Origin of the sequence: Mesorhizobium sp. M0410 (assembly GCF_040321435.1) — a bacterium.
GTDB lineage: Bacteria > Pseudomonadota > Alphaproteobacteria > Rhizobiales > Rhizobiaceae > Mesorhizobium.
On record NZ_JAMYRN010000029.1, the window covers coordinates 1 to 12,518 of the forward strand.

The window sequence follows — 12,518 nt, forward strand, 5'->3', positions numbered from 1 at the left end:
TTGCAGACCATCGACAACCCGTTCGGCACGAGGTTGTCACCCATGTCTTAGGTACATTCTGTTACCCATGTCTCCGGGTCGTACCTTCGATTTTTGGTAGCGGGAGAGGGACTTGAACCCCCGACCCCAGGATTATGATTCCCGTGCTCTAACCAACTGAGCTACCCCGCCAGGGCGGCGAAGGCCCGAAATCCAGCTTAAATCGGCAGGCATATCGGCGCGTTCGCCAAGGTCGCGCGGATATAAGGTTGCGAGGCCAAGCCTGTCAAGCATCGAAGTGGCTGCCGCGCCGGCATATTGCTGGCGCCTAAAGCTTTGCCGGGCAGACATTGGGCGCACAGGCCGGGGTTGAGTTCAGCGAGGCACGTCGCTATGTCTCGGCCACGAAAGCCATGGTCATGAATTGATGAAACCGCGCATTGCAGTCCTCGGTTGCGGATACTGGGGCAGCAACCACATCCGCACCCTAAAGGCGCTCGGCGCGCTGCATGCGGTTTCGGACGTCAACCCTGCGCGTGCGGAGGGTTTTGCCAGCGAGCAGGATTGCCTGGCGATCGAGCCGGAGGCGCTGTTTGCCCGCGACGATGTCGACGCCATTGTCATGGCGCTGCCGCCGCAGTTCCATGCCGACATGGCGGTGCGCGCCGTGCTCGGCGGCAAGGACGTGCTGGTGGAGAAGCCGATCGCGCTGACGGTGGCCGATGCCGAGCGTTCGGTGCAGGCGGCCGCCGATAATGGCCGTGTCTTCATGGTCGGCCACGTGCTGCGCTTTCATCCCGCCTTCGAGACGCTGAAGGCGCTGATCGACAATGGCGAACTCGGCGAAGTCCGCTACATCCACTCGCATCGGCTCGGGCTCGGCAAGTTCCACACCGAAAACGATGCGTTGTGGGATCTGGCGCCGCACGATCTGTCGATGATCCTGGCCATCACCGGCACCGAACCGGTCGAGGTGCGCGGCGAAGGCGCTGCCCTTCTCGACAATCTCAGCGACTTTGCGCATCTGCATATGCGCTTTCCCAGCGGCTTGCGCGGCCATCTGTTCGCCTCGCGGCTCAATCCCTACCGCGAACGGCGGCTGACCGTGGTCGGCACCAAGGCGATGGCGGTGTTCGACGATGTCGAGCCGTGGGAGCGCAAGCTTGCCGTCTACCGCCATGCGGTGTGGCAGGACAGCGGCCAATGGGCGTTCACCGCCAACGAGCCGTCCTATGTGGCGGTCGGCGAGGGCATGCCGCTCACGCGCGAGCTGGAGCATTTCATCCACTGCATCGAGACGCGGGCCGAACCGCGCACCAGCGGTGAGGAAGCCATCCGCGTGCTGCGCATCCTGACCGCCGGCACCGTTGCCCACACCAGACCCTAAAGAGAAAACGCCCTCTATTCGGCGGGAACCCGCGCCGGCTGGACGGCAAGCCGCGTCAGCATCGCCTCGGCTTCGGCGCCGCGCTCGGAGCGCTCGATGAAGCCGCCGCCGAACACGCGCGCCTCGTTGCCGTCGCCGGAATAGAGCACGCAGGCCTGACCGGGGGCGATGCCGGACTCGCCGTCAACCAGCTCCACCGAAGTGACGCCGGCGCGGTGATGCAGCACCGCCGGGCGCGGCGGCCGCGTCGAGCGTACCTTGGCGAAAAGCTCAAGCCCGGCCGCCGGGATAGCGGTCAGCGGGCCATCGCCGAGCCAGTTCATGTTGCGCAAGAAGATCTTGTGGGTCTCCAGCGCCTCGCGCGGGCCGACGACGACACGGGCCCGGTCGGCGTCGAGATGGACGACGTAGAGCGGCTCGCCGGAGGCGATGCCGATGCCGCGGCGCTGACCGACGGTGTAGCGCAAAATGCCCTCGTGGCGGCCAAGCACGCGCCCGTCTATATGGACGATGTCGCCCGGATTGGCGGCAGCCGGCTTCAGCTTGGCGATGATGTCGGAATACTTGCCCTGTGGCACGAAGCAGATGTCCTGGCTGTCCTGCTTGGCGGCGACCGTCAGTCCCATCTCCTCGGCGATGGCGCGAACTTCAGGCTTCGACAGGCCGCCGAGCGGAAAACGCAGATAGTCGATCTGCGCCTGGGTGGTGGCGAACAGGAAATAGCTCTGGTCGCGGTCGGCGTCGACCGGCCGGTAAAGCGCGCGATGGGCGCCATTGGCGCCGGAGCGGATGTAGTGGCCGGTGGCCAGCGCATCGGCGCCGAGTTCCTTGGCGGTCGCGAGAAGATCGGCGAATTTCACCGTCTGATTGCAGGAGACGCAAGGGATCGGCGTTTCGCCGGCGACATAGCTCTCGGCGAACGGGTCGATCACCGCCTTGCGGAAGCGCTCCTCGTAATCGAGGACGTAATGCGGGATGGCGAGCGTCTCGGAGACGCGGCGGGCATCGTCGATGTCCTGGCCGGCGCAGCATGAGCCGGCCCGGTGCGTTGCCGCGCCGTGGTCATAAAGCTGCAATGTGACGCCGACGACGTCGTAGCCCTCGCGCTTCAGGAGGCCGGCAACGACCGACGAATCGACACCGCCCGACATGGCGACGACGACGCGGGTGTTTTCGGGGCGTCCGGGAAGATCGAGGCTGTTCATGGTTCTTTCGTTCTGCGCGGCGCTTCAGTGCCAATGGCCGGAATATAGGTCAAGCGTCTCGACTGCGCCAGCTTTGCCGGGCCGGTTCATTTTTCCTGCCGGGTTCAACGCGCATGCCGGCAGATGTTTCAAATGCCGATGAAAAGGCTAACGCCGCGTTCATGATCCTTACCTAACCATTAGGGTCTGCTTAGGCAAATTTTAAAGCTGTGGCGGTAATGTGGTGGGGATTGGGTCTTTGAGTTTTTTGTAGAGAGTACGATGACCGATCTAATTAGACCGCGAGTCAAATATGTTATCGGGCCAGACGGCAGCCCACTTACCATCGCCGATCTGCCGCCGACAAACACACGTCGCTGGGTTATCCGGCGCAAGGCGGAAGTGGTGGCGGCGGTGCGTGGCGGGCTTTTGAGCCTCGAAGAGGCATGCCAGCGCTACAAGCTCACCACCGAGGAATTCCTGTCCTGGCAGGCGTCGATCGACGAATACGGCCTTGCCGGCCTGCGCACCACGCGCATCCAGCAATACCGGCATTAGGCCGGTAAGGGCGCTGATCAGCGCCCTTACGTTTGCGAGGGGCGACGATCTGCAATTTCAGACCGTCAGCACCACCTTGCCGATCGGCCTGGTGGCGAGAAAGGCATGGGCGGCACCGGCCTGTTCGAGCGGAAACGCCTTTGCCACGTGGACGGCCAGCTTTTTCGCGTCGATCAATTTGCCGAGCTCCACCAGGGCGGCACGGTCGGGCACTACGGACATGCGCTCGACGCGGACGCCTCGCGTCCTGGCCTTTGCCTTGGTGGCATCGCTGACATCGAGCAGCGACACCAGAACGCCGCCAGCGGTGAGCACTTTCAGTGATTGCTCCGCATGCACGCCGCCGAACGGGTCCAGAACCAGATCGATGTCGCGGGCCTTCCCGGTGAAATCATCCCTTGTGTAGTCGATCACCTCGTCGGCGCCGAGCGAGCCGACGAAATCGAGCTTTTCCGGGCTGGCGGTCGCGACGACGTAAGCGCCGTGCGCCTTGGCGATTTGTACCGCCAGATGGCCGACGCCACCGGCTCCGGCGTGGATCAGCACGCGCTTACCAGGTTCGAGCCGGCCATGGCGAACAAGGCCTTGCCAGGCCGTCAGGCCGGCCAGCGGCAGTGCGGCGGCTTGCGCGTGATCCATGCCTTCGGGTTTCGGCGCAAGCTCATCAGCCGGGACAGCGGCGAGTTCGGCGTAGGCTGCCGCCTGTTTGGGAAAGCGCGTCATGCCGAACACGGCATCGCCGACCTTGAGGCCGGAGACGCCGGAGCCCAGCGCCTCGACAACTCCCGAAACGTCCCAGCCAAGGACAAAAGGCGGCTCGCCAAGCAGCGGATAGTGGCCGCCGCGCACCGCACCATCGACCGGATTGATGCCGGCCGCCTCGATGCGGACGAGCACTTCGCCGGCCTCGGGTGATGGCGCGGGGCGATCGGCAACGACGAGGACGTCGGGTCCGCCGAAGGAATTCTGAATAATGGCACGCATGGAAGGCTCTCCTGCTGGTTTTGATGTGCCACTATCATTTTGGATAGTTACATTCTCTTGTCTAGTATGTACCTTTTTGATATATACGCACCTCATGGATAGTGAAGATGTTTCCCCTTTCGGCTATGACGCCTTTCGGCGGTCGTGCCCGTCACACGCCGTGCTCGAGACGCTCGCCAGCAAATGGGTCTACCTGGTGATCTGTGCGCTGCGCCGGGGCCGGCTCCGCAACGGCGAATTGGCGCGCAAGCTCGAAGGCATCACGCCGAAAATGCTGACGCAGACGCTGCGTATCCTGGAACGCGACGGGCTTGTGCGGCGCGAGGTTTTCCCGGTCGTTCCGCCGCGGGTCGAATATGAGCTGACCGAACTTGGCAAGAACCTGGCAGGACTGCTCAATCAGATCAGAGCCTGGTCGGAGCAGCATGTGCCCGACATCAAAAATGCGCGCGCACGGGCGGCGGAACAGCAAGAAGATTTGAGTGCCTGAGGTGGGCACAGTTCGGTGCGCAGCAATAGCGCGCAAGCGCGACGCGCGTTAAAGTCTTGTTTTCAGCCGATCATGGCGCTGCGGCCGCCGGCTTCCGTGTCGCGCGCCTTGGTGTCGCGCGATTCCAGCATCTCGGCCTTGGAAAGCTCCGCTTCGGCTTCGCTCAGCAGTGATTCGGCGACATTTCGCTGCTGGGCGAGGTCGCTTTGCGAATTTCTAAGGTTGTCGCGGCGTAGACGTGCCGCCTTGGCGAAGGTCGGATAAGCAAAGTGATTGATGTCGGTGATGCCGGCCTTCTTCTCTTCGGCAGCGATCTGAAGTTCCAGCTCGACGGCCATGCGCTCGAATTCGGCGATCATCATGTCGAGCTGCAGCAGCTGCCGCCGCTTCTCGCTCACCTGAAATTGCTTCAGCCGAACGAGGTTTTCACGTGACTTCATGATTCGGTACTCCCGGAAACGCACACCTGCACATATCGTCCAATTCACCCGGCAAGGCCCAGGCGTGACCCGTTTCCACCGGCTTTCCCGGAACTATGGGAAACAAACTCCTAAAGTTTTTTGCCGGCGGTAACCATTCGTTTACGGGCATTGTTAATCATACGGCTCAGGACTTAAGGGCGGGTAAAAATTCTGCTTCTCGTCGCGAAACCCGGCCAACGAGTCCGAAGAGTCACTTAGTCTGGCTTATTAATGTGCCGCATTAACGGTTTGGGTCTGTGATTCGTTATTGGATTCAACAAGGTGTAGAAAGGGGTTAAAAAATCTGATACCGTCACGGACGGGGAATTAGGTTTTATTAACCATTCGATGGCAGCCTCTGCTCAGGGCAATCACTGCTCCGGTCCTGGACGGGTCGTGAAATGGTCCGGCAGCAGAAAAGGGGAATGAAATGCGCGTTCTGCTGATAGAAGACGACAGTGCAACCGCACAAAGCATCGAGCTGATGCTGAAATCAGAAAGTTTCAATGTCTATACGACCGACCTTGGCGAAGAGGGCGTCGATCTAGGCAAGCTTTATGATTACGACATCATTCTCCTCGATCTCAATCTCCCCGACATGTCGGGCTATGAAGTTTTGAGAACGCTTCGCCTTTCCAAGGTGAAGACGCCGATCCTCATCCTCTCCGGCATGGCCGGCATCGAGGACAAGGTGCGCGGCCTCGGCTTCGGCGCCGACGATTACATGACCAAGCCCTTCCACAAGGACGAACTGGTCGCCCGCATCCATGCCATCGTGCGGCGTTCCAAGGGCCACGCCCAGTCGGTCATCACGACGGGCGACCTGGTGGTCAATCTCGATGCCAAGACCGTTGAGGTCGGTGGCCAGCGCGTGCATCTGACCGGCAAGGAATATCAGATGCTGGAACTGCTCTCGCTGCGCAAGGGCACCACGCTGACCAAGGAAATGTTCCTCAATCATCTCTATGGCGGCATGGATGAGCCGGAGCTGAAGATCATCGACGTCTTCATCTGCAAGCTGCGCAAGAAGCTTGACGCCGCGTCTGGCGGGCAGAATTACATCGAGACCGTCTGGGGCCGCGGCTATGTGCTGCGTGAGCCCGAAGATATCCGCGTCAGCGCCTGAGCTAGGGGCGTGATCCCAAGGTGGGCGCCGGTTTTTTCGGAAAGAACCTGGCAAACAACAAGATAGAGCCGATCCGATTTTCGTCGGAATTGAACAGCTCTGATCAGGCGGCAACCTTCAAGGCGCGGAAGCACTCGAGCAGTTGCGGCCGGTTGAACGGCTTCAGCAGGTAGCCCTGGGCGCCGGCTCGTTTTGCCCGCCAGCGAAATCAAAACCTGCGGCAATACCGGGCTTTCCATGGCGCGCACGCGGCGGATGAGGTCCTGCGCCTGCATGTCCGGCAAGGCGCCGTCGACGACGATGATATCAGGCATGTCGGCCGCGCACATCTCGATCGCCTCGTGGCCGCTGGCGGCTTCGATCACCATCATGCCGGAACCGCCCAGGATACGCCTTGCGACCTTCCTGATGACGCTCGAATTATCGACGAACATGCAGCGTTTCATTCCCGGACCCTCTTGCCGTTTGGCGAACCGGCAGCGTCGTGGCATCTGCCGGGGAACATAGGCCGATCTGGTAAAGAAGCCGAAAAGCCGTTAGGTAAAACTTTCCTGAAGGTGTTTTTAGTGAAATCTTCTTTCGCAATGCTTCACGCAATCAATCTGCAAGCGCGTCTCTCACAAATATTAAGACCACGCCGTAAATAGGACTTGGAGAAAATACTTTCCCCGCTCTTTCGGAGAACTTCAGGCTGCCGAAAGGACGATCTCGTCGGCGGTCGCGTGGATCGAAATCGTCATGTTGGCTTCGCGGGCCAGGAGCAGCGTGTAATAGGGCTGCACCGAATGCGCGTCGATCGGCTCGTCCGGCCTGTTGCCGGAATGCAATTCCAGGAATTTGGGCGGCACGCGCAGCATCGGGCCGCTCGCCGCGAGTGCAAAGCGCGGCTCGGTCTCCAGGTTCTCCAGCGTGACCGCCAGCCTGCCGCCGCGCGGAATGGCGGCGTTGGCGACGAGGATGAGATTGAGCAGCAGCTTGACCTTGTTCTTGGGCAACAGCGCACGGGTCCCGTTCCAGACCAGTTCCGGCTTCTCGTTCTTCAGGAAGGCGATGGCCACGGCCTCGGCATCCCCGGTGTCGATCAGCATGCCGGCGGAACCGGCGGCGCCGAAGGCGATGCGGGCGAATTGCAGGCGGGCGGAAGCGTTTTTGGCGCTTTGGCGGATCAGTTTCATGGCGTCTTCGTCGGCGCCGCCCTCGTCGAGCAGCTCAAGCCCGTTGTTTATGGCGCCGACCGGCGAAATGATGTCGTGGCAGACCCGGCTGCACAAAAGCGCAGCCAGGTCGGGTGCGGAAAGGGTGAAAAGCTCGGCCATCGGCAAAAATCCCTGCAAATTTCACAACACAATGACCGGGCGATCATGATCACGCCTGTCAACACGAATCACGCTCTCTCCCAAGCATTCTGAATACACAGCGCTTATGCGTGCAGCAACAAATCCAAAATTTTGATTGTCGAAAATGGTGTGTTCACGCAGCAGGGTGCTGCGCGGGCGATGCGAAACAGCCTTCGAACCGCCATCTTCATGTGAGAGTTTAATGGTTGAAAAAGGATTACGGCATAGTTTGCCCCTAACAGTCATCCTTAACGGCCGCCAAAGAGCCGTACGGATGCGAGGCGTCGGCGAAAGTGCTCCCTGACGGAGATTGGAAGCATGGTTTCCCGATTCTACGACCGGACTTTTTTCCGTGTCATCTCAATGACGATCGCGCTCATCGGCCTTGTCGCCTTTTCGGCATCGGCGGCGCGGGCGCAGGAATACACGGCCCAGGAGATCGTCGATTCCGGTCATAAATTCTTCGGCGCGACATCGGGCGGGCTCGCCACCGTCGTCGAGAAGATTTTCGCCACCTATGGCCTGCCGAACGGCTATCTGCTCGGCGAGGAGGGGTCCGGGGCGCTGATCGGTGGCCTGACCTATGGCGAAGGCACGCTCTACACCAAAAATGCCGGCGATCACAAAGTGTTCTGGCAAGGCCCGTCGCTCGGCTGGGATTTCGGCGGCGAAGGCTCACGCGTCATGATGCTGGTCTACAATCTGGACGATGTGAGCAGCCTCTATAACCGTTTTGGCGGCGTCGCCGGCTCCGCCTATGTCGTCGCCGGCGTCGGTTTCAACGTGCTGAAGAACAACAATGTGCTGCTCGTGCCGATCCGTACCGGCGTCGGCGCCCGTCTCGGCGTCAATCTCGGCTACCTCAAGCTCACCCAGCGCGCGACCTGGAATCCGTTCTGACCGGCATGACGGAGCGACGGCGATTGGGCCTGTGATCCAGCGGCCCGAGCTTTGCCGCGACATACTCTTGCCGTGGCGCCGGATTTCCGTCATGCGAAGATGGCAAAGTCGACCTTTGGCGGTTGCCATGCACAACGGATAGTCATCTTGGTCCAGTCGATCCTGTTCTTTGTTCTCGGCTTTCTCTGCGCGGGCTTTCTGGCGCTGATGATTGCTCCGGCCGTGTGGCGGCGGGCGGTGGCGCTGACGCGCAAGCGCGTCGAGAGTTCGATGCCGTTGACGCTGGCCGAGATCCAGGCGGACAAGGATCGCATTCGCGCCGAGTTCGCGGTTTCGGTGCGCCGGCTGGAAATGACCGTCAAGTCATTGCGCGAGAAGGCCGCCGAACAGCTGGTCGAGATCGGCCGCGACCGCGAAGCCCTGAAGGAATTGGCGGCCGAGCGGCAGGACAAGAACCGGGTCGTCGCCGATCTTACAACCAGGGGCGAGGAGCTTCGCAAGCGCGATGAGCAGCTGCAGCAGCTGTCGGAGCGGCTTGCGGAGACCGAGCGCGCCCTCGAAAAGCGCGGGCTCGAACTGCGGAAACTGGAGCACATGTATGACGACGCCAGTTTCTCATCCAGCAGCCGGCAGATCGAGCTGGTGGCGCGCGAATCCGAGCTGCAGAAGCTGGCGAGCGACATTTCGCTGCTGCGCGGCCAGCGTAAGGAGGCGGACAGGCGCAGCCAGGAATTGGCAGCCGAAAGCAAGGCTTTGCGGGACGCGCTGAAGGCCGAGAAGAAAAGAACCGGCGACCTCGAAAAGAAAATCGAACGCCTGCTCGCCACGCTGGCCGATCGCGAGGACAGGCTGGAGCGCCGCGAGAAGGAACTGGTGCGCCTTCGCGAAAAGCCGAAAGGCGCTGAAAGGGCGCCTGCGGCGGGTCTTGCCGGCGTGCCAGGCAGTCAGGTCAATGTGGCCGCCAACGGCGACATCGAAAAGACAACCGCCAAGCTCGACGCCGACCGCGAGCGGCTGGAGGCCAGGCTGACATCGCTGGCACGCGAGAACAGGCGGCTGAAGACAGATCTTGCTGCCGTTGAAACGTCGAAATCACGGGCCGGAGATGATGCCGGCAGAGCCGGCGCGGCATTGCGCGAAGAGATGAACGATCTGGCGGCGCAAGTCGTGGCCCTGACGGCAAAGCTCGACGGGCCGGATTCGCCGATCGCCCGGGCGCTTGCAGCGGCTGAGGATACGCGGCCGGGGAGCGGCGGACGCAGCCTTGCCGATCGGGTGCGAGCGCTGCAGAAGGCCGCTTCGACCGACTGAGATACCGCAAGTGCGAGTGCGGCGGCTCCAAAGCGCGTCGCGTTCGACCGGCCTCATCGGACGCGCTTTAAGTTATCGCAAAACCGCTGCACGCTTTTGCGCAGCCTGCATCAGGCTCCGGAAAAATGATGCAGCGCGATGGCTGACGCGGCGGCGACGTTCAGGCTGTCGAAGCCTTGCGCCATACCGATCCGTAGCGTCTGCAGGCGGGCAAGCAGGCTTTCCGGCAGGCCTTCGCCCTCGGTGCCGAGATAGAGCGCCAGCCGCTCGTTTCTCTCGGCATCGCGAATGTCGATCTGCCCGCGCGGCGACAAGGCGAATTGGCTGAAGCCTTGCCGGTCGAGCATTGCGGTGCAGCCGGCGGTATCGGCAAAGCAGGCGAAGGGGACTTTCAAGGCCGCACCCACCGAGACGCGGATTGCCTTGCGGTACAGCGGATCGCAGCAGGTCGGGTCGAGAAGCACGGCATCCGCGCCAAAGGCCGCGGCATTGCGGAAGATCGAGCCCATATTGTCATGATTGGCGATGCCGACCAGCACCACGATCAGCGCGCGGGCGGGCAGTGCGCCAAGCAAGGCCTCGGCGGAGATGGCCGCGCCCTTGCGGCCGATCGCCAATATGCCGCGATGCATGTGGAATCCGGCAATCCTGTCGATGATTTCGCCGGATGCGACATAGATCGGAAGCCCGGCAGGCGCCTTGCGCAAGACGTCATCGAGGCCGGCCAGCCGGTTTTCGAGTACCAGCACCGATTCTGCCTCGAAGCGCCGGGCGGCGAGCAGCGTGTCGAGCACCACCTTGCCTTCGGCGACGAAACGGCCTTGCCGGCCGGCAAGATCTCGCTCCCGGATGTCGAGATAGGCTGCGACGCGGGGATCGTGCGGATCGTCTATGCGGATCGGATTCATGGCTTCCTCGGCGGACCATGGCGTCGGGCACGAATCGGGACTCGGTTTCGGAAGGCATGATGCCGGATCCGAAGCTCAGACCGTATCTCAGCGTCGAAATGGATGCACGCCGTTCTAATAGTCATCCAGTCACTGGGGCGCCGGGCCAGGATGGAATCTGCCCGGGCTTTGGCGACGGGGGAATATTGATTCCCGCGGTACGGCTCTTCGGCAAAGCCGCTTCAATGCAGAATTTCGATGGGGCGAGGGAACCGCACAGGGCCATGCCGCGTCATAGAAGCGGGCTCCTGCTGCGGTCCTGGAAGGACATCGATGATCAGGCTCCTCGTCGTCTTTGCCGCCACGCTTGCCCTTGCATGCGGCGTGGGCCGCGCCGCCAAGCTCGATCCTGCCACCGTCAATCAGGCCCAATTCACTGTCGGCGAACCGAAGGGTGTCGATCCGATGCTGCTGAAGGCGCAGATCCTTCTGGATCGCGCCCGCTTCTCGCCGGGCCTGATCGACGGTCGCCTTTCCCAGAACTTCGCCAAGGCCGTCGCCGCGTTTCAGGCGGCAAACGGACTTCCGCCCGATGGCAAGCTCAGTCCACAGACCTGGAGCAAACTCATCGCAACCTCCGCCAAGCCGGTGCTGGCGACCTATGAGGTGATGCGCAAGGATGTGCGTGGACCGTTCACCCGGCGTATTCCCGCCCGCTTGGAGAGGATGGCCCGCCTGCGGCGGCTCGGCTACCGCAATGCGGTGGAGAGGTTGGCCGAGCGCTTCCATGTCAGCGAACAATTGCTGAGAATGCTCAATCCGGGCACCAGCCTCAGGAAGCCCGGCAGGACCTTGGTGGTGCCGGATGTCGACAGGGGCGACCCTCCCGCCGGCGTCGCCACCATCGAGGTCGACAAGGGCGCTCGCCTGGTGCGTGTGCTCGACCGTGCCGGCAAATGGCTGGCGGTCTACCCCGCCTCGATTGGGAGCGAGGAGAAGCCGGCGCCAAGCGGCATGGCAGAGGTCAGGCGAGTGGTGCACAATCCTACCTATCACTACGATCCGGACTTCGCTTTCAAGGGGGTCAAGACCAAGCGGCCCTTCACCATCGCCGCCGGGCCGAACAATCCCGTGGGATCGGTCTGGATCGACCTTTCCATCGAAAGCTACGGCATCCACGGCACGCCCGAACCAGGCAAGATCGGCACGACCTTTTCGCATGGCTGCATCCGGTTGACCAACTGGGATGCCGAAGACCTTGCCTCCATGGTGCAGCCGGGCACCAAGGTCGAGTTCAAGGAGGAGATTGCGCAGGCCGCCGACGAGCGTGTTCAGTAGCAAGGCTGACTTGGCAGCAAAGCGGATTTGGCGGCAAGCGGATTTGGCGGGGTGTTCTCCGCCTCGGCCGCTCAAGTCCCGGCGCGACGCAGCCGGTGAGCCATCTGCGACAGTTCACCTTCGCCGAAAATGCCGTCCAGCATATGCAGCAATTCGCGCACCGCCCCGGATTTGCAGGAATAATAGATCATTTGCCGATCGCGGCGGGTCTCGACAAGGTCGGAAGCCCTGAGCTTGGCCAGATGCTGTGACAGGGCGGATTGGCTGAGCGACACCTTCTCGGCTATGGCGCCGACCGACATCTCGCCCTCGGCCAGATAGCTCATGATCAACAAACGCTTTTCGTTGCCCATCAGCGTCAGAAACGCAGCCGCGGTTCCGGCGTTGGCGACTAGTTTGTTCGAGACCATAGATCCCCCATGCCTTCTTGCTCATCCGCCGCTATGGGGGCAATAGCGTCGGATTCCATAGACTTTCCCTATAGATGCACGCCAGCGATTCAGCGTCACTCGCAAAGGTAGAACATTTCGCTCAAATCTCAAGGCTTGCTTTCCATGCAAGCCGATTAACTGTGCG

The 12,518-nt window shown here is 61.8% G+C and carries 13 protein-coding genes, 1 tRNA gene and 1 pseudogene; 7 read left to right on the top strand and 8 right to left on the bottom strand.

Annotation, left to right across the window (positions count from 1 at the left end):
- Positions 1 to 94 precede the first annotated feature (94 nt).
- A tRNA-Met gene (locus NKI63_RS27300) sits at positions 95 to 171 on the bottom strand.
- A gap of 235 nt (positions 172 to 406) precedes the next feature.
- Here NKI63_RS27300 and NKI63_RS27305 point away from each other — a divergent pair.
- A complete protein-coding gene (locus tag NKI63_RS27305; protein WP_254819113.1) occupies positions 407 to 1,366 on the top strand; it encodes a Gfo/Idh/MocA family protein in 960 nt (319 codons plus the stop codon).
- Positions 1,367 to 1,380: 14 nt separating this feature from the next.
- On the opposite strand, the gene mnmA is transcribed toward NKI63_RS27305, so the two are convergent.
- The gene (gene mnmA / locus NKI63_RS27310; protein ID WP_352776997.1) at positions 1,381 to 2,571 is read right to left on the bottom strand and encodes a tRNA 2-thiouridine(34) synthase MnmA; all 1,191 of its coding nucleotides are present in this window, start codon (positions 2,569 to 2,571) and stop codon (positions 1,381 to 1,383) included.
- Positions 2,572 to 2,832: 261 nt separating this feature from the next.
- Between mnmA and sciP the strand changes: the two genes are divergently transcribed.
- Positions 2,833 to 3,108 carry a CtrA inhibitor SciP gene (gene sciP / locus NKI63_RS27315; protein ID WP_023679563.1) on the top strand — a complete coding sequence of 92 codons (276 nt, stop codon included), beginning with the start codon at positions 2,833 to 2,835 and terminating at the stop codon, positions 3,106 to 3,108.
- Between the two features lie 57 nt (positions 3,109 to 3,165).
- Here sciP and NKI63_RS27320 read toward each other — a convergent pair whose 3' ends face one another.
- Entirely contained in the window at positions 3,166 to 4,092 is a 927-nt protein-coding gene (locus tag NKI63_RS27320) for an NADP-dependent oxidoreductase (protein WP_352776999.1), read from the bottom strand.
- A 94-nt stretch (positions 4,093 to 4,186) separates the two neighbouring features.
- Here NKI63_RS27320 and NKI63_RS27325 point away from each other — a divergent pair, with 94 nt between their 5' ends.
- On the top strand, positions 4,187 to 4,582 hold the full coding sequence (locus tag NKI63_RS27325; protein ID WP_352737758.1) for a winged helix-turn-helix transcriptional regulator: 396 nt from the start codon (positions 4,187 to 4,189) through the stop codon (positions 4,580 to 4,582).
- A gap of 62 nt (positions 4,583 to 4,644) precedes the next feature.
- On the opposite strand, the gene NKI63_RS27330 is transcribed toward NKI63_RS27325, so the two are convergent.
- Positions 4,645 to 5,022, bottom strand: a complete 378-nt coding sequence (locus tag NKI63_RS27330) for a flagellar export protein FliJ (protein WP_023719275.1) — start codon at positions 5,020 to 5,022, stop codon at positions 4,645 to 4,647.
- Between the two features lie 451 nt (positions 5,023 to 5,473).
- Between NKI63_RS27330 and ctrA the strand changes: the two genes are divergently transcribed.
- Complete coding sequence (gene ctrA / locus NKI63_RS27335) at positions 5,474 to 6,169, top strand: response regulator transcription factor CtrA (protein WP_006203583.1); 696 nt, start codon at positions 5,474 to 5,476, stop codon at positions 6,167 to 6,169.
- A gap of 103 nt (positions 6,170 to 6,272) precedes the next feature.
- Here ctrA and NKI63_RS27340 read toward each other — a convergent pair.
- Both NKI63_RS27340 and chpT read right to left on the bottom strand, forming a co-directional pair.
- A pseudogene (locus NKI63_RS27340) lies at positions 6,273 to 6,615 on the bottom strand (response regulator).
- A 240-nt stretch (positions 6,616 to 6,855) separates the two neighbouring features.
- Complete coding sequence (gene chpT, locus NKI63_RS27345) at positions 6,856 to 7,485, bottom strand: histidine phosphotransferase ChpT (RefSeq protein WP_254819119.1); 630 nt, start codon at positions 7,483 to 7,485, stop codon at positions 6,856 to 6,858.
- Positions 7,486 to 7,824: 339 nt separating this feature from the next.
- Between chpT and NKI63_RS27350 the strand changes: the two genes are divergently transcribed.
- Together NKI63_RS27350 and NKI63_RS27355 are read left to right on the top strand one after the other, a co-directional pair.
- On the top strand, positions 7,825 to 8,406 hold the full coding sequence (locus tag NKI63_RS27350; RefSeq protein WP_023679557.1) for a DUF1134 domain-containing protein: 582 nt from the start codon (positions 7,825 to 7,827) through the stop codon (positions 8,404 to 8,406).
- A 147-nt stretch (positions 8,407 to 8,553) separates the two neighbouring features.
- The gene (locus tag NKI63_RS27355; protein WP_352737702.1) at positions 8,554 to 9,717 is read left to right on the top strand and encodes a coiled-coil domain-containing protein; all 1,164 of its coding nucleotides are present in this window, start codon (positions 8,554 to 8,556) and stop codon (positions 9,715 to 9,717) included.
- Between the two features lie 110 nt (positions 9,718 to 9,827).
- Here NKI63_RS27355 and NKI63_RS27360 read toward each other — a convergent pair whose 3' ends face one another.
- Entirely contained in the window at positions 9,828 to 10,625 is a 798-nt protein-coding gene (locus tag NKI63_RS27360; RefSeq protein ID WP_352737703.1) for a TrmH family RNA methyltransferase, read from the bottom strand.
- Positions 10,626 to 10,937: 312 nt separating this feature from the next.
- On the opposite strand from NKI63_RS27360, the gene NKI63_RS27365 reads away from it, so the two are divergent.
- Positions 10,938 to 11,942 (top strand): L,D-transpeptidase, encoded by a 1,005-nt coding sequence (locus tag NKI63_RS27365; RefSeq protein ID WP_352777003.1) that lies wholly within the window; start codon positions 10,938 to 10,940, stop codon positions 11,940 to 11,942.
- 71 nt (positions 11,943 to 12,013) lie between these two features.
- Here the strand turns inward: NKI63_RS27365 and NKI63_RS27370 are convergent, their stop codons facing one another.
- Positions 12,014 to 12,352: an ArsR/SmtB family transcription factor gene (locus NKI63_RS27370; RefSeq protein ID WP_254819124.1), complete on the bottom strand. Its 339-nt coding sequence runs from the start codon at positions 12,350 to 12,352 to the stop codon at positions 12,014 to 12,016.
- Positions 12,353 to 12,518 lie beyond the last annotated feature (166 nt).